The 26681-nt window shown below is 38.2% G+C and carries 20 protein-coding genes; 13 read left to right on the forward strand and 7 right to left on the reverse strand.

The window, feature by feature from the left end; genetic code table 11:
* The first annotated feature begins 9 nt into the window (after positions 1-9).
* The 5 genes from PZ892_RS05920 to PZ892_RS05940 are packed head-to-tail and all read left to right on the forward strand — an operon-like array spanning position 10 to position 7909.
* Positions 10-1773, forward strand: a complete 1764-nt coding sequence (locus tag PZ892_RS05920; RefSeq protein WP_277712430.1) for an L-fucose isomerase — start codon at positions 10-12, stop codon at positions 1771-1773.
* Positions 1774-1778: 5 nt separating this feature from the next.
* Complete coding sequence (fucP, locus tag PZ892_RS05925) at positions 1779-3113, forward strand: L-fucose:H+ symporter permease (protein WP_277712431.1); 1335 nt, start codon at positions 1779-1781, stop codon at positions 3111-3113.
* Between the two features lie 10 nt (positions 3114-3123).
* Positions 3124-4788, forward strand: coding sequence for a ribulokinase (locus PZ892_RS05930; RefSeq protein WP_277712432.1), 1665 nt, complete (start codon positions 3124-3126; stop codon positions 4786-4788).
* A gap of 9 nt (positions 4789-4797) precedes the next feature.
* Positions 4798-6879 carry a hypothetical protein gene (locus PZ892_RS05935; RefSeq protein WP_277712433.1) on the forward strand — a complete coding sequence of 694 codons (2082 nt, stop codon included), beginning with the start codon at positions 4798-4800 and terminating at the stop codon, positions 6877-6879.
* 40 nt (positions 6880-6919) lie between these two features.
* A complete protein-coding gene (locus PZ892_RS05940; RefSeq protein ID WP_182498936.1) occupies positions 6920-7909 on the forward strand; it encodes a LacI family DNA-binding transcriptional regulator in 990 nt (329 codons plus the stop codon).
* Between the two features lie 6 nt (positions 7910-7915).
* Here the strand turns inward: PZ892_RS05940 and crcB are convergent, their stop codons facing one another.
* Entirely contained in the window at positions 7916-8296 is a 381-nt protein-coding gene (gene crcB, locus PZ892_RS05945; RefSeq protein WP_094256880.1) for a fluoride efflux transporter CrcB, read from the reverse strand.
* A gap of 257 nt (positions 8297-8553) precedes the next feature.
* Between crcB and PZ892_RS05950 the strand changes: the two genes are divergently transcribed.
* Entirely contained in the window at positions 8554-9447 is an 894-nt protein-coding gene (locus PZ892_RS05950; protein ID WP_094256881.1) for an AraC family transcriptional regulator, read from the forward strand.
* A 412-nt stretch (positions 9448-9859) separates the two neighbouring features.
* On the opposite strand, the gene PZ892_RS05955 is transcribed toward PZ892_RS05950, so the two are convergent.
* Positions 9860-10366, reverse strand: a complete 507-nt coding sequence (locus tag PZ892_RS05955; RefSeq protein WP_182498934.1) for a DUF6702 family protein — start codon at positions 10364-10366, stop codon at positions 9860-9862.
* A gap of 111 nt (positions 10367-10477) precedes the next feature.
* On the opposite strand from PZ892_RS05955, the gene PZ892_RS05960 reads away from it, so the two are divergent.
* Both PZ892_RS05960 and PZ892_RS05965 read left to right on the forward strand, forming a co-directional pair.
* Complete coding sequence (locus PZ892_RS05960; RefSeq protein ID WP_094256883.1) at positions 10478-11053, forward strand: HupE/UreJ family protein; 576 nt, start codon at positions 10478-10480, stop codon at positions 11051-11053.
* The gene (locus PZ892_RS05965) at positions 11050-13416 is read left to right on the forward strand and encodes a M1 family metallopeptidase (RefSeq protein WP_277712436.1); all 2367 of its coding nucleotides are present in this window, start codon (positions 11050-11052) and stop codon (positions 13414-13416) included. Before PZ892_RS05960 ends, PZ892_RS05965 begins: the two co-directional genes overlap by 4 nt.
* A gap of 120 nt (positions 13417-13536) precedes the next feature.
* On the opposite strand, the gene PZ892_RS05970 is transcribed toward PZ892_RS05965, so the two are convergent.
* From PZ892_RS05970 to PZ892_RS05980, 3 genes are all read right to left on the reverse strand, one after another.
* A complete protein-coding gene (locus PZ892_RS05970) occupies positions 13537-14082 on the reverse strand; it encodes a GNAT family N-acetyltransferase (protein WP_277712438.1) in 546 nt (181 codons plus the stop codon).
* Complete coding sequence (locus tag PZ892_RS05975; RefSeq protein ID WP_277712440.1) at positions 14079-14729, reverse strand: TetR/AcrR family transcriptional regulator; 651 nt, start codon at positions 14727-14729, stop codon at positions 14079-14081. The genes PZ892_RS05970 and PZ892_RS05975 overlap by 4 nt, the downstream gene beginning before the upstream one ends.
* 87 nt (positions 14730-14816) lie before the next feature.
* Positions 14817-15941, reverse strand: a complete 1125-nt coding sequence (locus PZ892_RS05980; RefSeq protein ID WP_277712441.1) for a WYL domain-containing protein — start codon at positions 15939-15941, stop codon at positions 14817-14819.
* Between the two features lie 674 nt (positions 15942-16615).
* On the opposite strand from PZ892_RS05980, the gene PZ892_RS05985 reads away from it, so the two are divergent.
* From PZ892_RS05985 to PZ892_RS06005, 5 genes are all read left to right on the forward strand, one after another.
* Positions 16616-17713 (forward strand): slipin family protein, encoded by a 1098-nt coding sequence (locus tag PZ892_RS05985; protein ID WP_277712442.1) that lies wholly within the window; start codon positions 16616-16618, stop codon positions 17711-17713.
* Between the two features lie 64 nt (positions 17714-17777).
* Positions 17778-19199 (forward strand): RtcB family protein, encoded by a 1422-nt coding sequence (locus PZ892_RS05990; protein ID WP_277712444.1) that lies wholly within the window; start codon positions 17778-17780, stop codon positions 19197-19199.
* A gap of 247 nt (positions 19200-19446) precedes the next feature.
* Positions 19447-22563, forward strand: coding sequence for a TonB-dependent receptor (locus tag PZ892_RS05995; RefSeq protein WP_277712445.1), 3117 nt, complete (start codon positions 19447-19449; stop codon positions 22561-22563).
* Between the two features lie 10 nt (positions 22564-22573).
* The gene (locus PZ892_RS06000; RefSeq protein WP_182498927.1) at positions 22574-24322 is read left to right on the forward strand and encodes a RagB/SusD family nutrient uptake outer membrane protein; all 1749 of its coding nucleotides are present in this window, start codon (positions 22574-22576) and stop codon (positions 24320-24322) included.
* A gap of 10 nt (positions 24323-24332) precedes the next feature.
* Complete coding sequence (locus tag PZ892_RS06005) at positions 24333-24746, forward strand: DUF4945 domain-containing protein (RefSeq protein ID WP_094256890.1); 414 nt, start codon at positions 24333-24335, stop codon at positions 24744-24746.
* A 97-nt stretch (positions 24747-24843) separates the two neighbouring features.
* Here PZ892_RS06005 and PZ892_RS06010 read toward each other — a convergent pair whose 3' ends face one another.
* On the reverse strand, positions 24844-25548 hold the full coding sequence (locus PZ892_RS06010) for a HesA/MoeB/ThiF family protein (RefSeq protein WP_277712446.1): 705 nt from the start codon (positions 25546-25548) through the stop codon (positions 24844-24846).
* Positions 25549-25555: 7 nt separating this feature from the next.
* Entirely contained in the window at positions 25556-26680 is a 1125-nt protein-coding gene (gene thiH, locus PZ892_RS06015) for a 2-iminoacetate synthase ThiH (protein WP_277712447.1), read from the reverse strand.
* Position 26681 lies beyond the last annotated feature (1 nt).

Genomic DNA, 26681 nt, shown 5'->3' on the forward strand with positions numbered 1-26681 from the left:
CACTACAACATGAATAAATATCCAAAAATTGGGATTAGACCAATAATCGATGGCCGTTGGGGTGGTATCCGAGAATCCTTGGAAGACACCACCATGAATATGGCAAAAGCTGTTGCGAAATTATATGAATCTGAATTGAAATATCCGGATGGGAGTCCTGTACAATGTGTAATTGCAGATAGTTGCATTGGCGGAGTGAAAGAAGCAGCAGATTGCCAAGAGAAGTTTGATTTAGAACAGGTGGGCGTTTCACTTTCTGTGACTCCATGCTGGTGTTATGGCTCTGAGACCATGGATATGGATCCTATTCGTCCTAAAGCGATTTGGGGTTTTAATGGAACAGAAAGACCTGGAGCAGTCTATTTGGCTGCTACAGTAGCTGCGCATAACCAAAAAGGATTACCTGTATTTAGCATTTATGGACATGATGTTCAGGACATGGGGGATACGAAAGTTCCAAATGATGTTCGGGATAAACTGTTATCCTTTGCTAAGTCTGGTTTAGCGGTTTCAATTTTACGCGGTAAGAGTTATTTGGCGATCGGATCGGTATCTATGGGTATCGTGGGATCTATCGTTAATGCTGAATTCTTCCAGGAATATCTAGGAATGCGCAATGAATATGTGGATTCTTCGGAAGTGTTGAGACGTATTCAGTTGGGTATCTACGATGAAGAGGAGTTCAAGAAAGCATTATCTTGGACCAAGAAACACTGTAAAGAAGGTGCTGATTTTAATCAGAAACATAAAGTAAAAAATCGGAAGGAAAAGGATGAGGATTGGGAATTTGTAGTAAAAATGACCTTGATCATCCGAGATTTGATGATTGGAAATCCAAAGTTAAAGGAGATGGGACATGCTGAAGAGGCGATGGGTCACCATGCTTTTATTTCGGGATTTCAGGGACAAAGACAATGGACCGACTTTTTGCCTAACGGCGATTTCTCGGAAGCAATTCTAAATTCCTCCTTTGATTGGAATGGAAATAGAGCTCCTTACATGGTTGCTACGGAAAATGACTCCTTGAATGGTGTTTCTATGGCTTTCAATTATCTTTTAACCAATACAGCGCAAATATTTGCGGATGTGAGAACGTACTGGTCGCCTGATGCTGTTAAAAGAGTAAGCGGATGGAAACCTACCGGAGCTGCCAAAGATGGCTTTATCCACTTGATAAATTCAGGTTCGGCAACACTTGATGGAACCGGACAACAAACAGCAAATGGAAAACCAGTTATGAAACCCTATTGGGAAATCTCAGACAAGGAAGCTAAAGCATGTTTAAAAGCAACGACTTGGTATCCTGCTAACCGGGATTATTTCAGGGGTGGTGGTTATTCCTCCAACTTTTTAAGTAAGGGTGGGATGCCGGTAACGATGTGTAGAATAAATTTGATTAAAGGTTTAGGTCCGACGATACAAATTGCTGAGGGCTATACCATTGATATTCCTGAAAAAGTACATAAAGTGCTGGATGAACGTACGGATAAAACATGGCCTACCACTTGGTTTGTGCCTGAATTGACTGGAGAAGGAGCCTTTACGAATGTGTATTCTGTAATGGCAAATTGGGGTTCAAATCACGGAGCCATTAGTTATGGCCATATCGGCCATGACCTGATTACCATGGCAGCGATGTTAAGAATTCCAGTATGTATGCACAATGTACCAGCTAACCGATTGTTTAGACCTGCAACTTGGGCAGCATTCGGAATGAATCAAGAAGGAGCAGACTATAGGGCTTGTGAGGTATTTGGACCACTTTATAAATAAAAGACATGAGCAATCAGAAGAAATCTTTGTTTAGAGATGATGAAGGGAACTACCTATTGGTTCCATTCTTATTTATCTGTAGTTTATTCCTGCTTTGGGGTTTTGCCCACGGTTTTTTGGATGTATTAGACAAGCATTTTCAAGATTTGTTGCATGTATCCAAAGCACAATCAGGATTTGTACAATTCTCGCTCTATATCGGCTATTTGGCGATGGCTATTCCGGCAGGGTTATTTATCAAGAAGTTCGGATATCAGAAAGGGATTATTTTCGGATTGACGTTGTTTGCCATTGGCGCATTTATGTTCTATCCAGCAGCTAAATTGGCCGCATTTATTCCATTCTTGACCGCTTTATTCGTTATTGCCTGTGGACTTGCCTTCCTGGAAACTGCTGCCAATCCATATTCGATCGTATTAGGATCCAAGGATGGAGCTGCTCGAAGAATTAATATATCGCAATCTTTCAATGGATTGGGCTGGATATTAGGCCCGCTGATTGGGGGATTGATGATATTCGGAACAGAGTCTGAAGGAGAACATGATAAGTTTGATTCCTTGGTTCAGCCCTATATTGGAATCGGTTGTGTGGTAGTTGTGGTGGCGATTGTATTCCTCATTATCAAACTTCCGGAGATTAAGGAGAAAAAAGAGGCTGGTGAGTATGAAGAGAATCCGCCAATGCGGAATCTATTGAAGCACCCGGTGTTTATTTTTGCTGTAATAGCTCAATTTTTATATGTAGCTGCTCAAACAGGTACGAATTCATTTTTCATCAATTATGTGATTGATGCTATTCATGATTTAAAAACTCCGATTTCAAATATTATGAATCATTTAGGGGCATTTGGTGAGTTCTTTATGCCTAAAAATGATGAACAAGCCGCTTCCTTAATCTTAGCGATTGGTGGTATGGGAGCATTCTGGATAGGGCGTCTTACAGGTTCCTATCTCATGAAGTTTATTGCACCGCATCGTTTGTTAGGATTTTATGCGGTGATGAATGTTATCCTGAATATCCTAGTATTCCTGAACTTAGGCTGGGTTTCAGTTTTTGCCCTCTTTTTGACCTATTTCTTTATGTCAATCATGTTCCCAACAATCTTTGCCTTAGGCATTAACAATTTAGGAACATTAACCAAAAAAGGATCCTCCTTTTTGGTTATGGCAGTTGCTGGAGGTGCATTTTGTCCACCATTAATGGGCTTGATCGCAGATCATAGTTCTATGGCGACAGGCTTTATTATTCCTGTATTATGTTATGTGGTGATTGCCATTTTTGCAATCTGGGGTGTGGGAAAAGTAGAAGGTAAGTTGGATATGTCAAATCCGACGCATTAAAAATGATCGAATGAAACAATCATATGTTATTGGAGTTGATTTTGGAACCGACTCAGCCAGAGCTTTATTGGTTGATGCTTCGAATGGAGAAGTAATCGGTTCTGCAGTTTCAAATTTCAAAAGATGGAAGGAGGGATTGTACTGCGATCCAAAACGTAGTCAATTCAGACAACATCCTTTGGACTATATTGAAAGTTTGGAGGCTTGTGTGCAAGGCTGTTTAGCCAATGTGGATGACTCCGTAAAAGAGAATGTTGTTGCCATTTCCATAGATGCAACCGGTTCTACACCTGTTGCGATAGATGAAAATGGACAGCCGCTAGCTTTATCCGAACGGTTTTCTGAAAACCCGAATGCGATGTTCTTCCTGTGGAAAGATCATAGCTCGATTAAAGAGGTTGAGGAAATCAATAAGAAAGCCGAAGATTTTGATGTGAATTACCTCAGTTATTGTGGGGGAGCATATTCATCAGAATGGTTTTGGTCGAAACTATTGCACTTGGTAAGAACAGATCAAGAGGTTTTCCAAGAAACCTATTCATGGTTGGAACAAAGTGATTGGTTGCCCTATCTGTTGACAGGTCAGCAGGACGCTAATTTAATTCAACGGAATGTTTGTGCTGCAGGGCATAAGGCTCTCTGGGCAAAAGAATTGGGTGGTTATCCTCCGGTAGATTTTTTTAATCATTTAGACCCTCAACTGGAACGGATTTATCATTCCATTGGCAAAGAGGTTTACACGGCTGATGAGGTCGTTGGAACCCTTTCTCAGGAATGGGCTGATAAATTTGGACTTAACGAAGAGGTATTGATTTGTGTGGGTGCCATTGATGCGCATGTTGGAGCAATCGGAGCTCAAATAAAACCGGGGTATATGTGCAAAGTGATGGGGACATCGACTTGCGATATGATGGTTATTGAAAAAGAAGAATTACAGAATCGATTGGTTCGTGGAATCTGTGGACAGGTTCAAGGATCTATCGTTCCACAATATATCGGGCTAGAGGCAGGTCAGTCTGCTTTCGGCGATGTGTATAATTGGTTGAAGAACTTGCTGTTGTGGCCGGTTAGGAATAATTTGAAGGAGGATGCATCTATGGGTAGTCAGGCGATTTCCGATTTACATGAAAAGCTTGAGCAATCTTTACTTTCCGATCTTTCCGAATTGGCTAAACAACAGCCGATTACCGAAGACTCAGAGCTCGCCTTGGATTGGTTTAACGGACGCAGAACCCCCAATGTTAATCCGACTCTGACAGCAGCACTATTTCATCTTGATTTAGCTACAGGTCCCGTCAGCTTATTTCAGGCATTGGTGGAAGCCACTTGTTTTGGCTCGCGAGCTATTGTTGAGCATGTCGAAACCCAAGGGGTCGAAATCAAAGGGGTAATTGGCATCGGAGGGATTGCAAAAAAATCGGATTATGTGATGCAAACCTTGGCAGATGTGCTCCAGAGGCCAATAAAAGTACACAGCTCGGATGAAACTTGTGCCATGGGCGCATGTATGTTGGCCGCAACTGCTGCCGGCATATATCCAACTTTATCAGATGCCATGGATGAAATGGGTTCAGGATTCGAAAAAAAATATGTTCCTAATCCAGAGAATAAAGAATTGTATGACAAGCGTTATCAGAAATACCTCTATTTCGGAACCGTAATAAATAATGATTAAGTTTTAAGAATGAAGTTTCATAGTTTTCATATCTTAATTATGCTATTGTGTTGGATTAATCCTTTCGGGATATCAAAAAGCACTGCCAATGATATTCCTAAAGCATTAATGCCCTATATAGCAAATTTAGAATATGCACAAATTGAAGGGAAGAACCCTGAAATTAATTTCAAGAAAATTAATAAGTCAACCTATCGGGTTGAGTTAGATTGGACGATTACCAATGATATCAGTTTCAAGAGGTTATATGTGTCCATCAAGCCTAATTTTGTACCTAGCTTTCAATGGGCTCCACATTTAACGCCTACAGACAACCATATTATTGCGCAACATGTATTTCGTTCGGCAGCAATGATTGTCCATGATGCCAAGAAATCCTTGACCATTGTTCCGGATGTGACTTTATTGGAGGAAAAACCTTTAGTGCCCTGGTTCATGGACTTGAATGCAAAAGATAACCTATTGACCTTAGGGCAGTCAGATTCCAAGATTACGGACCATATTCTTTATGAACAAACCGATATAACCAACTTTAAGAAGGGTAGCTATAAGCTTGCTTTCTATGTTTTACTATCATCCAAGGCTCGCCAAATAGAAAATCCATTTGCTGTATTGAATCAATTCATGTGGAAGCAATGGGGAGAGGAACTTTATAAAAAAGGCGAACCTTTTCCTGAGAATAATCTGGATCCTTATGTGGACTACACCTACAATTGGGCATTTAATCATTGGAGGGATGCGGTATGGCAAGAATTTGATTTAAAGGGTAAAAAGGTTGGTGCTCCAACATTTATTGTCAATGTGACGCAAAGCCCAAATTATAAAGGTGAAGTTAATGAGCGGGAATTCAGGTCTATCTGGAACCAAGCATGGTTTAATTCTTTGCGCTCAGCATCTGGATTATTCCGCTATGCCAGAAGGAAACAGGTTGACTCTTTACTGAACTACGCTAATTTAACAAAAGAACTTGCGCTCTCTTTTCCTCAGAAAAATGGATTCTTTCCTGGACTGATAGGAACGGAAATGAAAGAGCAGGTAATCGATGGCAAGAAATACTGGCGTTCTGCAGGTTGGGATACCTATTATTTTGGAAATTCCAATCGGAATCCATTTACCTGGAATGCCAAGGAGTCCCCATATCATGTGTTGGATATGAGCTATACGGCCTTGTTAATGTTGCAATGGTACAGTGAACTGGAGCAGGATAAAAGACTTTTAGACTATGCAACCACCTATGCAGATGCATTGGTTAGTATCCAAAGACCGGATGGTTATTTTCCTGCTTGGTTGAGTTTGGAGGATCAAAAAGATATGGAAATATTGAGTCGATCGCCAGAATCAGCCATGTCTGTCACTTTCTTGCTGAAACTATATCAGATTAATAAAAACGAAAAATATAAAGCGGCTGCATTGAAAGCTATGGCGGTTATTGAAAAGGAAATAGTTCCGGTAGGTCGCTGGGAAGATTTTGAGACTTATTGGTCTTGTAGTCGTTTAGGTCATGATAAATTGGTAGACCAAAAACTTCAACGCAATAATATGTATAAGCAGAACACCTTAAGTATGTATTATACAGCTCAAGCGGCGTTGGAAGCTTATAAAATAACAGGACAGAAAGGTTATTTAAAAACTGGCAAAAGGGTGCTTGATGAATTGCTGATGTGGCAAGCAGTTTGGCAGCCTTCATTTATCTATATCCATGCATTTGGAGGTTTTGGTGTGATGAATGCCGATGCGGAATGGAATGATTCCCGTCAGAGTCTTTTCGCTGAACTCATTATGGAATATGGAAAGTTGTTGAAAAGAAAAGATTATATGCAGCGTGGAATTGCTGCATTGAAAGCATCCTTTGTGATGATGTATGCACCGGAGAATAAAGAAACGATGGCGCAATGGCAACAACGCTGGCCATTCTTAGGTTCTCAGGATTACGGTTTTATGATGGAGAATTACGGCCATGATGGGCATACGGATTCCAATGGAATAGGTATTGGAGAGTTTACTATCTATGATTGGGGCAATGGTGCTGCTGCGGAAGCCGTCAACAGAATTATTGACCACTGGGGTGAAAAGGTCCTTGCAGAATGGTAGCGCAAGGCTAATTATGAATTAATAATAATATATTTACAAAATGGTAAAAAAGGTTTCATTAAAAGATATTGCACAGAAAATTGGGGTTTCTACAGCATTAGTATCTTACGTATTAAGTGGTAACGAAGAAAAGGGTAGAGTAGGAAAGGCAACTGCTGAAAAAATACGTCAAGCAGCCAAAGAACTTAACTATCAACCAAATCATATTGCTAAAAGTTTAAAAACAGGAAAAACCAATACAGTGGGGCTTATCGTGGCTGATATCTCCAACCCCTTCTTTGCATCCATTGCTCGTGGGGTGGAAGATGAAACCAGTCATTATGGTCTTACAACCATTATCGGTAGTTCGGATGAAAGCACAGAGAAATTAAAAAACCTCGTTGATGTTTTTATTAAGAGACAGGTAGATGGCTTCATTATCTCGCCACCAGATAACTCTGAAGAAACCATTGAATATATCATATCCCTCGGGATTCCAATTTGTTTGATCGATAGACATTTTGATCACGTTGACTCTAGCTATGTGGTAACAGATAACAAAAGCTCCATGACAAAAGCTGTTAGTCATTTATTGGACCTAGGTTATAAAAACCTAGCCTTTGTAGCCTACAATAGTAGTTTGCAACATATGAAAGATCGCGAGCAAGGTTTCCTGGACGCTAGCTCCAAAGTGAATTCAAAGGTTTATAAGATTAATTTCAGTAAGCAACAGTTGGAATTGAATGGGGCACTTGATGAAATATTGAATTCCCAAAAAGCCGATGCAATAGTTTTTGCAACCAATACCTTGTCAGTGGATGGTTTGAAATATCTTACCCAAAAAGGAATCCAGATACCAAAAGACCTCAATGTGATGTGTTTTGACTTTAGTGAGGTTTATGATTTCTTCTATCACCCAATTATTCATGTAAAACAACCAATTGAGCAGTTAGCGAAAGAAAGTGTGATTGCATTGACCCAACAAATCAAGGATAATACCATTCATAAAAAGGTATTAAACTCAGAATTGATGGCTAAGAGCCGGGAATAAGAATTACTATTGAAAAAGTTTAACAACCGTTAAGCCTAGCCACACGGCTAAGAGTCCTAGGATGATGCTTAGCCCAATATAAATTAGGGCTTGACTGACTTGTTGATTTTGAATTAAATTGATATTTTCAATCGCAAATGCAGAAAAGGTGGTATATCCACCGCAGAAGCCTGTGACCAACAATAATTTCCATTCATTGCCGGAAATCTGATTTTTACTGAAATAACCAACCAATATTCCAATTAATAGGCATCCCAAAAGATTCACGACCAAGGTGCCCATTGGAATTTGACTTGGGAAATTTTTACTGATGAATTGTCCGGAGATGTACCTTAAAATACTTCCAGTAGCTCCACCAAGTCCTATTAATACTGCCTCTTTTACCATTTAGAATTTGAATTTTAGATTGAATTGTAGGTCGAATTTAATAATTTCCATTCCAAGATACTAATCCAGTTATGATACAAACCCTTGTTAATTAAATAGGAATAATTCTTTACGGAAAATATTTTTCAAAATTATCGGATATTATTATAAAATATACCTCACGATTGAAAAAATATGATATTTTTGTTATAACTAAATTATGAAAACCAACTCCCAATCTCCACTAACCAGTAGAAAGGGAACAAAATTAGGATTGTATGGAAGCTTTAAAAACTATGGAGGCAAGATTTCCAATTGAATTTACTGTGCCCGCTTTTGGCGCTGGTTCATTTTATATTCAAGAAGACTTCAGAGAGGATTTCTATAGCCACTATCACAGACATAAGGAAATTCAAATCTCTTATATTTTGAAAGGGAGAGGTTCTGTGGTGATTGGAAACTTGATTCAGCCATTTTTTGAAAATGAAATCTATATTTTAAAGGCTAATGATCCGCACATCTTTATCAAGGAAGGTGCCGATCAAGATCAAATCCATGTTGTCCATATCTTTGTGGCCTTTGATAAGATGCAATCATTTTTCAATATGCAGGAGTTGCATCGGATTCGAGACATCTTCAATTCCCTAGATTCCAGTAAAAAACTACTTCAGAGATACAGCTTGCCAGTTCGATCTATCTTTCAGTCGCTTCTCCGAGAAGACGGTTTGCCGAAACTAATGCGTGTACTGGAAATATTCGATTATCTGATTGCGAACGAAAAAGAAATGATTTCCTTGTACTCTGGATTGCCTGAGTCTAATTTTAATGATAAAGTAGGGGTGAGGATTAATGAGGTACTTCGCTATTCATTGGAAAACTATAATAAAGAGATCAGTATCGATGCGGTGGCTAAATTAATACATATGACTCCGTCTGCCTTCTGTAAATACTTTAAAAAGCATACCATGAAGACCTATGTGACCTTTTTAAATGAAATCAGAATTGAAAAAGCATGTCAATTGTTAATTAACAAGTCAACCGAAAATATTTCCGAAGTTGCGTATCAATGTGGATTCAATACCGTCGTACATTTTAATAGAGTCTTTAAACATATTTTGCATAGTTCGCCTTCAGAATTTATCCATCGACATGCTGTTAATCTGGCAAACTAAAAGAAAAGGGCCCATCAACATATCAAGTTTTTGCTTAAAATCTAAAAGATAACAATCTTTTTAGAAGGAAATTTTTATGGCTTTATTAATTTAATTATTGAAATATTTGCTTTTTGGCTCAAAATTTGTTATATTACTCGCAAACAATAAAAGAAAGGTAATATAATATGATTAAAAAAGAAAGAAAGAACAAAGAACAACTAATCCAAAACCCATTTTCATTTTACGTAACAAATGTCGGGTTTATCGGAAACCAACCAAGCCCACAAGATAGAAGAGTTAACAAGAAAAGTTAACCGTTCTAAAAAAACAAAACAAATTAATTTAGACGTGCTTTTTGAGAAAAAAGCATTTTGTGTTTTAGAGGGGTTCATCTCTCCAAAATACCCTTCATTCTCCAAGAAAATCTTATTTAAAATGTAAAACTGGCTGTTCTTTTAGGATTGTCGAGTTTCGTGCTTTTCTTTTTGTCGCTGACCTTGATATGCATGATATTGGATTGTGATTTAAAATCTTTGTACAAGAGCTGATTTACAATATCCAATTTACTGACAGCCGAAATATCTTTTAACTCCAAATAGCACCATGCTACATCCTCTTCAATCTCGTAACCGACGTATTGAAGGTTATAGGCTTTATTATTTACATTGATTTTTAGGTTTTGACGAATGTATTTAGAAATGGCAGAATCTGCCTGGGCTTTGTTTTTCGGATGAATGACATCAATGTGTTGTCCTAATTGATTTTTCAATGCCATTTCCAGATCATCATAAAATAGTCTGCAAGAAACTTCAATCCTTTTTTTATTGGGGTTGAAATCTATGGAAGTAATACTTACATAAAATGGGTGTGCATAGGCAAATAAGGCAATTCCTAACCCCAATAACACCAATCCCAAACGTATTTTTTTCAATTTCATCTTGCAGAGTTTTGCAACAATTATGTGTAAAACTGTATAAATTTAGCAATTCCGTTTGTGTATGTTAAAATAATATTAATTTTGATATGTAATTATTACAAGACCTAATTAATGAGCGATTTTTCTATCTATTTTCAGCTTGGTTGGCAGCATATTTTAGACCTGACGGGTTATGACCATATACTTTTTGTATTGGTCCTGTGTTGTAGTTATACCCTAAAAGATTGGAAGAAAATATTATGGTTGGTGACTGCCTTTACGGTAGGACATTCCATAACCCTAGCCTTAGCCGCTTTTAAAATAGTTCGTGTGGATACGGCTTGGGTGGAATTCCTCATCCCGGTTACAATCCTCGCAACGGCATTCTATAATCTGCCGAAACGTAGAAAACAGCGTAATACCTATGTCTTATATGCCATGACCTTATTCTTTGGATTGATTCACGGTCTTGGTTTTTCAAATTATTTACAGTCTTTATTAGGTCAGGAAGCCAATATCGTTATCCCTTTGCTCTCCTTTAACATAGGTCTAGAGTTTGGGCAACTAATTATTGTCTTTTTTGTTATTCTGTTATCTGAATTGATGTTAAAGATTTTTGCAGTCAGCAATCGTGATTGGAGTTTCTTCTTATCATCAGCAGTAATTGGAATTTCCTTTATTATGGCTCTTGAACGTATACCCTTATGAAAATAAATCATAATCTATTTAAAACCATATGCTTGGCTCTATTGGGCTCAGCTAGTTGGTTATCCACACATGCGCAAATGCAGCATAACCCTGGGTCTAACCATGGTAATAAATTCGAGCAACTTGGAAACCTGCTCACCGATCCTAATATCTTTCGTACTGCTTCGGGAGCCCCGGGTTCCATGTATTGGCAACAAAAAGCAGATTACTTGATTGATGTAGAAGTGGATGATGCCAATCAGGTATTAAAAGGCTCTGAAACCATTACCTATACCAATAATTCGCCAGACCCATTAACCTACCTTTGGTTGCAGTTGGATGAGAATGAGCATGCTGACAATGCCGAAAACAAGCGTTTTGAGCAAAGTAGTCTTCGTGAGAAAATGTCCATCGATCAACTAAAATCATTGGTTCCGGAGAATAAAGGCTTTGGGGTCAATATTCATAAAGTAACTGATGGTGCTAATAAACCATTAAAATATACGATCAATTACACGATGATGCGAATTGATCTTCCCGTAGCATTGAAGCCAGGAGCTAAGTTTGTACTTAAAATTGATTGGGATTATAAAATCTCTGACCGTATGGTTGAAGGTGGTCGTGGTGGCTATGAGCATTTCGCTAAAGATGATAATTATCTGTATACCATTGCACAATGGTTCCCGAGAATGGCTGTTTATTCAGACTTTCAAGGTTGGCAGAATAAACAATTTACCGGAAGGGGAGAGTTTGCTCTAGTTTTCGGCGATTATAAAGTAAATATCACTGTTCCTGCTGATCATATCGTAGGTGCTACTGGTGAATGTCAAAACTATAGCCAAGTCTTATCATCTACCCAACTAGCACGTTGGAAACAGGCACAACAAACTAAAGAACCGGTTGAAATTGTGACTTTAGAAGATGCTAATAAAGCTATTCAACAAAAATCAACAGCCAAGAAAACTTGGGTTTATGAAGCTAAGAATGTGCGTGATTTCGCCTTCGTAACTTCTCGTCGATTGATATGGGATGCCATGAAAGTAAATGATGGTGTACCTGGAAATCAACCGATGGCCATGTCTTACTATGGTCCTGAGGCTTATCCCTTGTATCGTAAATACTCAACTAAGGTAGTTGCACATACTTTAAAAACATATTCTAAATTCTCAATCCCGTATCCCTATCCGGTTGCTATTTCTGTAGAAGCTGCCAATGGGATGGAATATCCAATGATCTGTTTCAACTATGGTCGTGCAGATGAGGATGGAACCTATACGGAGGCTGTGAAATATGGAATGATAGGTGTTATTATCCATGAGGTTGGACATAACTTTTTCCCGATGATCGTCAATTCCGATGAACGTCAATGGACTTGGATGGATGAGGGCTTGAATACTTTCCTACAATACTTAACAGAACAAGAATGGGATAAAGATTTCCCTTCTCGTCGTGGTCCTGCCTATAAGATCGTAGATTACATGAAACTTCCAAAAGATCAATTGGAACCTATCATGACCAATTCGGAAAATATTGTTCAATTTGGACCTAATGCCTATGCAAAACCTGCAACAGCATTGAATATCCTTCGCGAAACCATTATGGGTAGAGAGTTATTTGACTATGCTTTCAAGGAATACGCTAGAAGATGGGAATTTAAACATCCTACTCCTGCAGACTTTTTCCGTACAATGGAAGATGCCTCCGCGGTGGACTTGGACTGGTTCTGGAGAGGATGGTTCTTTGGTACAGACCCTGTTGAAATCTCATTGGAAAATGTAACCCAATATCGTATGAGTGGTGCCGATCCTAAAAAAACACAACAAGAGCGTAAAGATGCTTTTGAGAAAGATTTGAATAGTATCACCCGCCAACGTAATATGGAAGAAAACATGGCTTTCCTGGTTGATAAGGATACCTCCTTATTGGATTTCTATAACAAATGGGACCGTTTTGCTGTGAAACCTGCCGATGAAGCTAATTATCAAGAATTCTATAATAAGCTAAACGAGAAAGAAAAAGATATTTTTAATGGTAAAACTTCATTTTATGAGTTGAACTTCAAGAATAATGGCGGATTAGTCATGCCATTGATTGTTGAATGGACTTTTACAGATGGATCAAAGGAGAAGGATTATGTACCAGCATATATTTGGAGAATGGATGAAAACGAAGCTACCAAGGTCTTTGCAAAAAGTAAACAAGTAGCATCAATCCAATTGGATCCACTTCGTGAAACTGCAGATATCGATGAATCAAATAATGCTTGGCCAAGATCAGCTCAGCCTTCAAGATTTGAAATCTATCAACAAAATGGTAGAGCAGCTCGTGGCCAGTCCGCAGAAAGTAATCCCATGAAAGAAGCGAAAAAGCAAAATAATAAATAGGTAATTGCCAAGCCAAAAAATAAGCCGGTACTCAATGTATTACCGGCTTTTTTTATTTTTCAAACTAGTTATAAACTAAATGAACTTCACAGAAGCAATTAGCTATAATATAATCATCAATTAATCGAAATCTGATTTTAACTTGCTAAAAACCAACAACTCCCTAAATTGAAGATTACCTATCCATTCTCCATTCCGCTTGGTTCCTTCTAATTTGAACCCCAATCGTTTAGGAATATTTATGCTTTTCTCATTACCCACGGCACAGCAAATCTGAATCCTTTCCAACTTCAGCTCTTCATAGAGTTCTTGGATTAATGCTTGAACCGATTTGGTCATAATCCCTTGGTTCTGAAAATCCCGAGATAACCAATACCCTATTTCTGTGTTTTTATTGATCAGGTCGATCTCCTTTGTACCAATCAATCCGATCATGCGATCCTCCAAACAGATTTTGTACACATAGTCTTTTTTGATCTTACGATTGTTCATTGCCATCTCAACAAATCCTTTGCTATCCTCAATCTTATTTGTGAACTGAACAAATGGTAGCCATTCTCCCAAATATTCACGCTGAGTATCAATAATGTTAAACATGCGAATAGCATCGCTCTCCACTAAAGCTTTCAAGGAAAGGTTTGAATCGATTTCAATTACTCTTTTCATGTTTGACTCTTTCTTAAAATATTATCTAAAGTATCCGAAATTCTCTTTTGATCTTCTTCTTTGTTTAGGTCTAATCCACAAAATGTACTTCCATTAGTCCTGGCATGCATCGCCAAATAATATAATCCAGCAGTTTGCAATGCTAAAATCGCACGGGTATCAACCTCTGGGTTTTGATTGTTGCTGTATTTCTTTATCAATTCTTCACCAATTTCCTCCCGACTATCTGCCAACTTCCTTAGGATTTCCTTATCCTCCGATAATTCCCATTGTATAATTCTTTGTAGAATTTCGTCCTTATAAACCGAATTGAATTGGCCAATTAACAAGGAATGCATTTCCTCATGATTAATGGACTCTTGATTCAATAAGGTACTAATGGTTGATTTAGCCTTTGTTTTCCAATAATCTCGCTTCTCGATGTATTGTTCAACGAGATTATCTAAATTATCAAAATAAGTATAAATCAATTTGCGATCTACTTTCGCTTCAGCCGCTATGTTTGCAATTGTCAATCCTGGGAAACCATGTTTTTTTAAAACTTTTCCAACAGCATTGATAATCTTGTTGCTGGTTCTTGCCTTTTCCCGAACAGGACCTGAAGTTACTTTTCTGGTTTTTTGTTCAGATGACGGAGTGCTTTTCATGTCTATTTAAATAATACAGGGTTAAATTTACGCAATCTTCTTTTTATTGGATGCAAATTGATTAAACCATTAATTAATTTTTGCTATCTATTCTGGATAAATTCGATTAATTTCAAAATACTGCTTTGTCGCTTTGAACAAACGATAGGATATTCTCCGTTCTAATGATTTAGGCTGAATTACTTTAATACATTCACCAAAACCTAGTATTTCTCGTTCCAGCTCTAAGTTTAAAACCACATCGATCCGAATCTTGATGGAACCATCATCGTTCTTTTTTAAAAGCTGTTGTGATGCGTGAAATGGTTTAGTTTCTACATAAGGTGCATTGCTGGCATCGACCTCCAAAATTACTTTTTGTCCGCGGTCCTTCGCTGATTTGGTGACACCTATAGTGTCTGAAAAATAACGGTCAAAATCAATGTCCTCATTTGGCTGATATCCAGCTTTTGACATTTCATCAACCTCCTTGATCCGATCTAATGCCAGCGTAATCAAGCTGCTTTCATTCTTTTTTCGAGCAATCAAAAACCATCGATTCCTAAATTCTTTTAGTAGATAGGGATTATAAACCTCTGAACTCTCATGCTTGGATCGAAAAGATTTGTATTTGATTAATACAGGGGTTTTCTCCTTTATGGCTTGATATAATGGGGTTATCCATTTCAATCCCTTTAATAAAGGATTAGCCTCCATTTGAACAATTGATTTGCCATCTTTGTGTGAAGAATTTAAACGGTTGTCAAGTCGAATGATCATATCGCTCATTTCCTCAAAAAATGAAAAACCATTTAAATGCTTCAAAAGATCTAGGGCATCCTTGATCTTTTGCATGTCCATGTTCGAAATAGGAGAGTTACTGATGCTATAATCCGGATCCTCATAACTGTAATATCGCCTATCTTTTACAACAATTGGTGCATTATATCCCAATTTATTACTCCGCATTAATTGGATGTCCCCTTGAATGGTACGTTTGCTGATACCACTGTGGATTCCCTCCAATTCGTAAAGCCCTTCCGAAACTTTCTCAATTAAATCTTCCAAGGTCCATTTCCTGTGCTTTTGCTGTAGACATTGGTCAATGATTTTATACCGGATTAATGCAAGTTTATTAGTCGACATGGCGTTCGTGTTCTCTTTTCTCTTATTTAAAGTTAGTGAAATGATTTTTACTACGCAATTGATTTGCGTAGTAAAGGTTAATTTCATTTTGTTCATTAAATAATATGAAATTAAAATTATTGATATACAGTGTTTTGTAGTTTTATTTCTTCTTTTTTTAATCTTTTTCTTTCATGCGCAAAAGTACTGCGTAATAGTAGGTGCACCTTTGTAATGTCGGGTACGACAAATGTTCTTTGATCAAACAAGCGATAAGCTTTTTTTAAGATATATGTCCGAATGGATATATGGTTTATTAAGACGAATTCATGATCCTAGGGTTCTGTTTCGAAATAGCAGACTAGTGCTTAACCAATCGGTCTAAGTATGCTGATAGGAGTCGGATTAATAAATCTGTTGGTTGCAGGTTCGAATCCTGCCCCTGATTTTCAGGGTAGTTCAATTGGTAGAATAACAAACATGGTTGAAATAGGACCATCATGCATCCGAAAGATGCCTTCATGCGCTGAAACCGCAAATGTTGAGTTTCGGTCTTCTCTAAAAAGATCAAAAGCTTATTGTCAATGATTCGGTTCAAAACATGAATTTGTTTTGAACAATCAGGAAGAATCCTTGCAATTTTTTGCTAGACCTGAAGTAAACATACTATGTAAAGAACTAAGTATAAATACTTCAGAACTACCTTTAAATTCCGATTCGGAGGGATGAATTCTTGACAATAGCTTTTTAATTAAATAATGAAAAATTAAAAACATAATAAAATGAAAAGGATAGTAATTAACAGAAATCAAATAGGATTTATCATCAAAAATAATGGGGTAAAACGCATTGTTACTGAAGGTAAATATTGGTTAAGTTTCGCTGAGAAGGTTGAAATTTATGATATGTCATTGCCTTTCAATGTTAATCATAATCTTGATGTCTTATTGACTATTCCGGAATTTGATGAAATTGTTGAGATCGTTGAAGTATTAGACAATGAAATCGCTTTGATATTCGTCAATAATAACTTTAGCCGCGTCTTACCTGCTGGTAGACATGTCTTTTGGAAAGGTTTGGCAGATTATCATTTTCAAATCGAATCCATGGATTCTTTGGAGGTGCAAGATAGCATCAATAAATCATACTTGATGTTGGATGTCTTCAAACCTTATGTTTCTAGGGTCAAGGTTGCAGAATATATGTCAAGCTTACTTTTTGTCAATGGTAAATTTGAACGAGAATTATTGCCTGGTGAGTACTTTTTCTGGAAATATAGAAATGAATTGGAGGTTTTGTATGTGGACCAAAGGGTGCTTTATATGGATATACCAGGACAAGAGATCTTGACCAAGGATAAAGTTCAAATAAGGTTGAATGTTAGCTTTCAATACAAAGTAGTGGATGTGAAAAAGGCTTTATTGGAAAATCAGCAATATGATTCTCAATTGTATTTGTTGATGCAAATGATGGCTAGAACTTTTGTTGCCGATCAAACTTTGGATAGCTTATTGGAAAATAAAGATTCTATCGCTAAAACAATCTTGGAAGAAGGAAAGAAAGCGGCAGAAAAATTAGGTGTACAATTGTTGTCAATGGGTATCAAAGATATCATCTTACCTGGTGAGGTGAAGGAGATCATGAGCCAAGTGTTGATCGCTGAAAAGAAAGCTCAGGCTAATACCATTACTCGAAGAGAAGAAACCGCTTCAACTAGGAGTTTGTTGAATACTGCGAAGCTTTTGGAAGAGAACGCCATGTTATTCCGATTGAAAGAAATGGAATACGTCGAGAAAATCGCTGAAAAAATTAACAGTATCTCGGTATCTGGAAATGGACAAGTCGTAGATCAATTGAAACAATTGTTCTTGAATAAATAGGAAGCTATGCAGGGTAATTTGGCCCTGCATATTAAATGATTTAAAGAATTAATAAATTCATAAAATGGAAAATAAACGAATTAATGGCGATGATTTAATTGCTATCGGATATAAGGAGAATGAAGCTTTAGGGGAAGCCCTAAAAATCAATAAAAAACGATTGGGCTATAATCGTGAAGAAATGTTGAACATGTTCAAAAATGTTTTGGAAAACCCAAATGATTTTTTGACAGATCCTAACTTTTCCAAACTTTCTCATCTCTTGTTGAATATTGAGTTGATTGAAAAGGATAAAATCGCCTTGAAGACTGATGCTCAAGCTTATGAGGTCTATGGCGTCGAAAATATTGAGGAAGGCGCTAAAAAACAGATGCAAACTGCTATGAAATTACCAGTTACTGTTGCTGGAGCTTTAATGCCAGATGCCCATCAAGGCTATGGATTGCCGATTGGCGGGGTATTAGCAACGAATAATGCGGTCATTCCTTATGGAGTTGGGGTGGATATTGGTTGCCGTATGGCGCTTTCCATTTTTGACCTACCAGCAGATTATCTTGAAACCAATCGGGATGATTTAAAGAATATATTACTGAACAGCTCTCGATTTGGTGCCGGTAATGGATTTTTAAAGCATGAACGAATCGATCATGAGGTGTTGGAAAACAAACAGTTCCAAGAAAATCCTTTCGTTAAGCAATTGAAGGATAAGGCTTGGACTCAATTGGGATCTTCTGGAGGTGGAAATCATTTCGTGGAATTTGGACGAATGGAATTTGCTCAAGACGATGCTGAATTAGGAATTCCTAAAGGAACTTATTTGGCATTATTGACCCATTCTGGCTCTCGTGGATTAGGTGCAATGATTGCGAATCACTATACCAAATTGGCTATGGAAATTTGTAAGCTACCATATGAGGCGAAACATCTGGCTTACTTCGATTTGAATTCTGCTGAAGGCCAAGAGTATTGGTTAGCAATGAACCTTGCCGGTGACTATGCTTCTGCTTGTCATGAAGTCATTCATCAAAAAGTTTTTAACGCCCTAGGCGCTGAACGATTGGCTATGGTGGAAAACCATCATAACTTCGCTTGGAAAGAGCAATGGAAAGGTGAGGAGCTTATCGTCCATCGTAAAGGTGCTACTCCAGCAGCAAAAGGGGTATTAGGAATTATTCCCGGCTCCATGGCTGCCCCTGGATTCCTGGTGCGTGGAAAAGGAGAGGAGAAGGCTATTCAATCTGCATCGCATGGTGCCGGACGTTTGATGAGCCGAACTCAAGCCAAAAAAGTAATCTCAAAATCTGAAGTCAATGCCATCTTGCAAGACCTCGGTATTACGCTGATCGGTGCTGACTTAGATGAAGCGCCAATGGCTTATAAAAATATCCATGAAGTAATGGATGCACAAAAGGATCTCGTAGAAACTGTCGCAACTTTTCACCCTAAAATTGTGAGAATGGCTGATGATGGATCTAGAGAAGATTAAGCATGTCAGAAAATTCGTTATAACCATTTAAATAACCTTTCATGAATACTGTTTTCATGGAAGGTTTGTTACATAATTTCCCCCCTAAATTAATTTTTGACTGTTTATCTGAAATAAATTTGGAACTTAATCGGTTAAGCATTAAACTTGTATTCATTATAAACTAAATTTCTAATTAAATAATTATTCCAATAGGTGGCAATTACTTCGTTGCTGCTTAAATGCTTAATCGATTAAACTATCAATTATGACTTATTTTAGATGGAAAAAATTCCGAATATCAGGGCTATTTGCACTGTATTTTTGGTTCCAAATCTTGGGGATGCCTTCGCTGCAGGCCCAAGACGCAGTAATCCAAGGGGTAATTGTCGATGCCGATGGCTTACCTATTGTTTCAGCAACAGTCACCGCATTGCCTTCCGGAAAAGTTACTCAAACTGGGGAAAATGGTGAATTCTCCTTGGAAGTCGGTAGAAGTACCCAAATCCGCATTTCCGCAATCGGCTATAAAAGACAAGATGTACCCATTGCGCAGGCTTCAAAAATCATTCTTGAAAAAGATGTTCTTGGCGTCGATGAAATCTTGGTTACAGGTTATATGTCCCAAAGGAAAGCGGATCTAACAGGTGCTGTATCCGTCATTAAAAGAGAAGACTTTGTAAATAATCCAAGTGCGAATGTGATGCGATCTTTACAGGGTAAAATTCCAGGAGTTCGTATTACAACCGACGGAAATCCCGCTGAAAATGTTGGAATTCAGTTTCGGGGTGTTACCTCTTTTAATTCATCACCACCTTTGATCGTGATTGATGGCCAACCTGTTTCCATCAACCTCCGCGATATCAATCCGAATGACATCGAAACCGTCCAGTTTTTAAAAGATGCATCCTCGGCTTCGATTTATGGTTCGAGGGCAGCTGGTGGGGTGATTTTAGTAACTACTCGAAAAGGGAAAAAAGGTGCTGCAAAAGTAACTTATGAAGGTTATGTAGCCTTAAATAACCCTGGAAATGTGCCGAAAATGCTGAGTGCCGAAGAATATGGTCGAGCACTTTGGCAAGCAACAGTAAATGATGGTGATGATCCGGCAGCTGCTGTTCGATATTATGATTACGATTGGTCAGTCAATTCCCAGGGCATACCTATCCTGAATTCCGTAAAACCAATCGAATGGCTGAATGCTGCCCAAACAATGCCTTCAGCAAATACAAATTGGTTTAATGAAGGGATGAGAACTGGTGTACAACAAAATCATCAGGTATCGATATCCTCTGGGACAGATTACTCAAATAGTTTTTTCTCAGTCAATTACTATAACAATGAAGGAACTCAAATAACATCCTTCTTTAAGCGATTGGCAGCTAGATTAAATAATGAATATCAATTTTTTAATGGCCGCGTGAAGATTGGAGAAAATCTAACCTTAACCAACCTCAAAATGCGGGATGTTAATAGTACGTATGGTTTATTGGTCATGCCGCCAAATGTCCCTGTTTATGCAAATGATGGTGCCTGGGGTGGGGTAGCCATGCCGCTTGGTATGGATGATTTTGCTAATCCTGTCCGTGATATGCTGATCAATAAAGATAATACCGGTAATTTCTTGAAGGTTTTGGGATCTGCCTATTTATCTGCTGAAATTATTAATAACCTAACCTTCCGTTCTCAATTTGGTGTCGATTATAGTATGTGGTATGATCGCAAAATCGATAAAAAATGGGAAGAAGCAGGCGGTAAAGCAGGAACAATTAATGGTGTTACCCAAAATAACTGGCATGACCTAGGTCGGACCTGGACCAATACCTTATTGTACAATTTCTCAAAAAATCAACATCAATTGGATTTATTGGGTGGTATTGAGGCATTTAAATTCTTAAATGAAAGCTTGAATGGATATCGTTCTGGAATATTATTGGAAGATCGGGATTACGCCTACCTATCAACTGCCACCGGCGACCAAAGAACTTTCAATGGTGGTGGTAATGAAAGAACCATGCTGTCGTTTTTTGCTAAAGCCAATTATACTTTTGCCGAGAAATACCTAGCTTCTGCGACCTTCCGTCGAGATGGTTCCTCAGTATTTGGAAAAAATTATAGATACGGAAATTTCCCTTCCTTCTCCTTAGGATGGCGGGTGAAAAACGAAGAATTTATGAAAGATGTGTTATGGATTGATGATTTGAAACTTCGGGCCAGCTGGGGGCAAAATGGTAACTCCGAACCGCTGAACGCTGGTAAATTAGTTAATATTTATATCACCGATATCAATGGAACATCTTACGCCATTGGAGGGAATGAAACAGGAAGTATTCCTTCTGGATTCCGTCGAAGAAGTCTAGGAAACCCTGATTTAAAATGGGAAACTACAACCCAAACAAATTTTGGAGTTGATTTTACCTTTCTAAATAATAGACTTTACGGTTCATTGGATTGGTATAATAAAAAAACAACCGGAATGTTGTTCGAACCTCCCTACATTGCTGCTTTGGGTGAAGGGGGAAATCGTTGGATAAACTCCGCCAACATGACCAATAAGGGTATTGAACTTCAACTTACCTGGGCAGAAACTGTTAATGATTTTAGATACTCAGTTTCGGGAAATCTTTCAACCTACAAAAATCAAATCAACTCCATACCTGAAAATGTGAAATATGCTTTTGGAGGGAATGGTTTGTTGGATAATATAATCGGACGTCCTTTTAATTCCCTTTATGGCCTAGTGGCTGATGGAATCTATAAAACCCAAGAAGAAGTGGATAATGGTCCTATTCAGCCCGGTAAAGGTATTGGAAGAATTCGTTATAAGGACTTGGATGGAGATGGAGTCATCAACGAAGTGTTTGACAGAACATGGTTGGGTATAAGAGACCCTAAACTCGCTGCTGGATTAAATTTTGAAGCCGCTTATAAAAACTTTGATTTTAGTTTTTTCCTTCAAGGGGTATTCGGAAATTCTGTGCATAATACCTGGAAAGAATTAAGTGATTTTTGGAATATTGGTATTCAAAATGACCGTAACCACCCTAGCAGAATCCTGGATGCTTGGTCACCTACGAATCCAGATTCCAATATCCCTGCTTTATCTCGTCGGGATGCAAATGGAGAGAAAAGATTCTCAAGTTACTTTGTGGAAGATGGTTCGTATCTGAAAATGAGAAATATCAATCTGGGTTATACTTTTCCTTCTTCTGTAGTTGATAAAATTAAACTGTCCAATCTTCGAATCCATGTTACTGCGCAGAATCTTTTTGCAATCAAGAAAACATGGGGGGATGATAAATTCACTGGAATGGATCCAGAAAATCCTGGAACCGGATATCCAATGCCTCTATCAGTTTATTTCGGTTTAAATGTCTCATTCTAATGCCCTTGTTATGAAAATAATTAAATCAATAATAGCAATCTTATTTCTCCTTTCTGTCGTTGGATGTTCCGACTTTTTGGAAGTCAACCCAAAGGGAGTATTGTCGGAAGAACAGGTTTCAAAACCTGAGTTAATAGACAATTTTGTGGTGGCAGCTTATGCAACCATGCCTGGATTAGGCTTCGGGACTACCCATGCCCCTTGGATACAAAGTGTCCGCTCGGATGATGCTTACAAAGGTGGTGGTGGTTTAAGTGACCAAACTCCATGGTACGAAATGGAAATTTTTACAGCTGTTACCCCAAATATCGGAAACAATGATGCCCCTTGGTATCTGGGTTATGTAGCAGTAAGCCGTTGTAATACGGCCATTCGATTACTCAATGAAATTGATCCTGCAGTTTATGAAATGAAGGACTCCAGGATCGCTGAAATGAAATTCATTCGAAGCTGGATTTATCTCGGCATGAAACTACGCTGGAAATATATTCCTTTCATGGATGAAACCGTGCCAAATGATGCGGTAGTAGTAGAAGGAATGTCGAATAGACCCGATTCAATGAAGAATGACTTAGGAATATGGGATCGAATCATCAAGGATTTTGAAGATGCCGCCAAAGTTCTCCCTGATATTCAAACAGATAAGGGGAGACCTACAAAATATGCTGCGCATGCTTTTGCCGCAAAGGCTTTGTTATTCCGGGCTTATGAACAAAATGATCAACACAAAGTGGTGAATATCAATAAACAAACCCTGCAAAGGGCTTTGGATCATATCAATACAATCATGACCAAAGATAAAAGTCAATTTGACCTTGAACCTGATTTCGCCAATAACTTCCTTCCCGAATTCGATAATAATACCAAAGAATCCTTATGGGAGGTCCAGTATTCCATTGATGATGGAACTACGGATGGCCGGATAAATCGAGGGGATGAATTGAATGCGCCTTGGTGGGCACCTTATTTCAGCTGTTGCGATTTCCATAAGGTTTCCTATACCATGATCAATGCGTTTAAAACGGATAAAACAGGGGTGCCGGACTTTGAAAATTACAATCAAACAGAATTTAAGGGAAGTAAATATAAAGAATATTTTACCCAGCATTCCTTCGATCCACGATTGGGCCATACAGCGGCTATCCCGGGTTATCCATGGAAATATAATAATGCAATCCTTTATCAGGAAGCTGGCTCCAGGGCACCTTTCCAATATGGATACTTTAACTCCATGAAGGAACAGGTAGATCCGAATTGTAATTGCTTGTTTAAACCATTCTATATCTACAATTCAATGAACAAAAAGGAAATCCGATATGCAGAGGTCCTTTTGTGGAAAGCGGAAATATTAATGGAACAAGGTCAACTCCAGGAGTCATTGAATCTTGTCAATCGTATCCGAGCCAGAGCTGCAACGAGTTTGGCTAGGCTCAAAAAACCAGATGGTACTTTATGGATGGATTATAAAATCCAAGAGTATAAACCTGGGGTTAATTTCACCTTGAACAAAGAAAATTTAAAAAAGGCGATCATCTGGGAGAACCGTTTGGAATTCGCCAATGAAGGTAGAAGGTTTTTTGATCTCCTTCGTTGGGGACTCTTACCTGAAACAATGAATGCCTTCATCAATAAGGAAAAAGGAAGATTTGATTGGTATAATCAAGGCCGGTTTGTCTCGGGAAGAGATGAATATTTACCTATTCCACAACAACAAATGAACTGGTCTAAAGGCTCATATAAACAGAATCCAGGGTATTAAGATTTGAATTATGAAAAGATTAATTATTGCACTTTTGGCAATCACAATAATCAGTGCCTGTCGAAAAAATGAATATGAAATGAAGGCGGGACCTTCCTTGCCAACCGTTCAAAATCTAAAATCAGAAGCTGCAGGGGCAAACCAGGTAAAACTCTCCTGGAGTATACCTCAACAGATTCCTGCTGAATTTGAAAGACCGTTAAAAGTTGCTTTGGAAGTCAATAAAATTATTGGTCCTACAAAACATATTACCGTTTTCAATCATACCATCGACGAAGAAGCGACCTCATTCCTCTTTGATATCCCCAATGAAAGTGGTGAATATCATATTGTGGTTCGATTAAATGGATGGACAAAATTAAAAGACCCGAATTATGCCCAGAATGTTTACTCGCTGGGTCAGTCTGTGGTCCTTAAAAAATAATTGTTAGGTTTAGGTTTATTAGTTTAATGACAGGAAAGGCAGACTCTCAAATCTGCCTTCCTGTTTTTTATCTTCGAAAATATTGGATATTTTCTTGTTAAAAACCCACTTGTAAAAAGGACCAGTGCTTACTATCTATAATGGTCAACTGGTTTATGGGAACCTCAATTTCCAAGATCACTTTCAGGGCCAACATCGCCATCATGCTACCCGTCATTCCTGCTAAAGCTCCTAATACCCCAAACTGATCACAATTGGGAACATCCTCTGAATTCGGTGCCAAAGGGAAGATATCCCTTAAATTCTTGCTCCCCTGATAATTAAATACGGCTATCTGACCCTCAAAGGAATAAATACTTCCATAAATAAGGGGTTTTCCCATGCTGACACAAAAGTCATTTACTAAATATCGGGTTTCAAAATTGTCCGATCCATCTACAATCATATCATAGTCTGAAAATATTTCCTCAATATTTCCAGAGGTTAATTTAGCATTATAGCCTATGAATTCAATGTCTGAATTAAATTGATGAATATAAGATTCAGCACTTTTAATCTTTGACTGTCCCACAAATTTTTCCTGATGGATGACCTGCCTATTCAAATTGTGGAATTCGACTTGATCAAAGTCTATTACTCCTAATTTCCCTATGCCCGCGGCTGCTAAATAGGGAAGGATTGCCGATCCAAGTCCACCAGCACCGATGACCAAAACCCTGGATTGATCTAACTTTTTCTGTCCTTCTATGGAGACTTCTTCCATAAAGATTTGTCGACTGTACCGGCTAAATTTCTTTTCCATCGTTATCTCAAATTGAGCTACTCGTAGAAAAACAAGAATCCCAATCTTTCATGACCGGGTCATAGCCCTTCAATTGGATCTGTCTTCTAATCTCCTCCATACTGCGTTCATCCGATATCTCAAATTGCTCCAAGGATTGTGGGTCCACAGCGTAACCTCCAGGATTAGTCTTTGATGCAGCGCTCATGCTGGTAGCACCCAATGAAATAATATGGTTCCGAAAATTCTCACTCTCACGTGTAGAAATTGAAATCTCTAAATCAGGATTCCAAATCCGATAGGCACAGATCAATTGCAATAAATGCCGATCCTCCATGATGAAATTCGGCTCAATAATTCCTTCTGCTGGTCGTAACCTAGGGAATGAAACGGAATATTTCGTTTGCCAATAACGTTGTTGCAAATAGTTTAAATGTATAGCATTGAAAAAACTATCTACCCGCCAATTCTCAAGCCCCAACAAAACACCCAACCCTATTTTATGTATGCCAGCCTTGCCAATTCGATCTGGGGTATCTAATCTGAAATTGAAATTTGATTTCTTGCCCTTGGGATGATATTCTTTATAAACATCCTCATGGTAGGTCTCCTGATACAGCAAAACTGAGTGAACTCCCGCTTGATGTAATTGTTCATATTCCTCCTGCAGCAAGGGTTGGACTTCAATCGAAATATTTGCAAAATAAGGCTTCAAGATCCGAATGGCATTGAGGAAATACTGGATTTCCACCGTTTTATTTGCTTCTCCGGAAACCAATAGAACATGGTTGATCCCCATTTCTTTTAAAGCCATGGCTTCTACAATAATTTCCGAATTATTCAAGGTCTTCCGTTTGATCTTATTGTCCATACTGAAGCCACAATAGGTGCAAATATTTTGACACTCATTGCTTAAATAAAGCGGAGCATATAACTGAATGGTCTTGCCAAATCGTTGTTGAGTAATCTGATGACTCATATTGGCCATGACCTCCAAATAAGGTTCCGCAGCTGGGGATATTAAATTCAAAAAATCCATAATTGATTTCTTTCCTCGGTATAAGGAAAGTTCAACATCCTTTTCAGTACAACGATCTAAGATGTCCTGGATCTCCTTCCAACTGTATTGAGCTATGATTTCTTTGATATCCATT

The sequence above is a fragment of the Sphingobacterium sp. WM genome (assembly GCF_029542465.1).
GTDB lineage: Bacteria > Bacteroidota > Bacteroidia > Sphingobacteriales > Sphingobacteriaceae > Sphingobacterium > Sphingobacterium cellulitidis.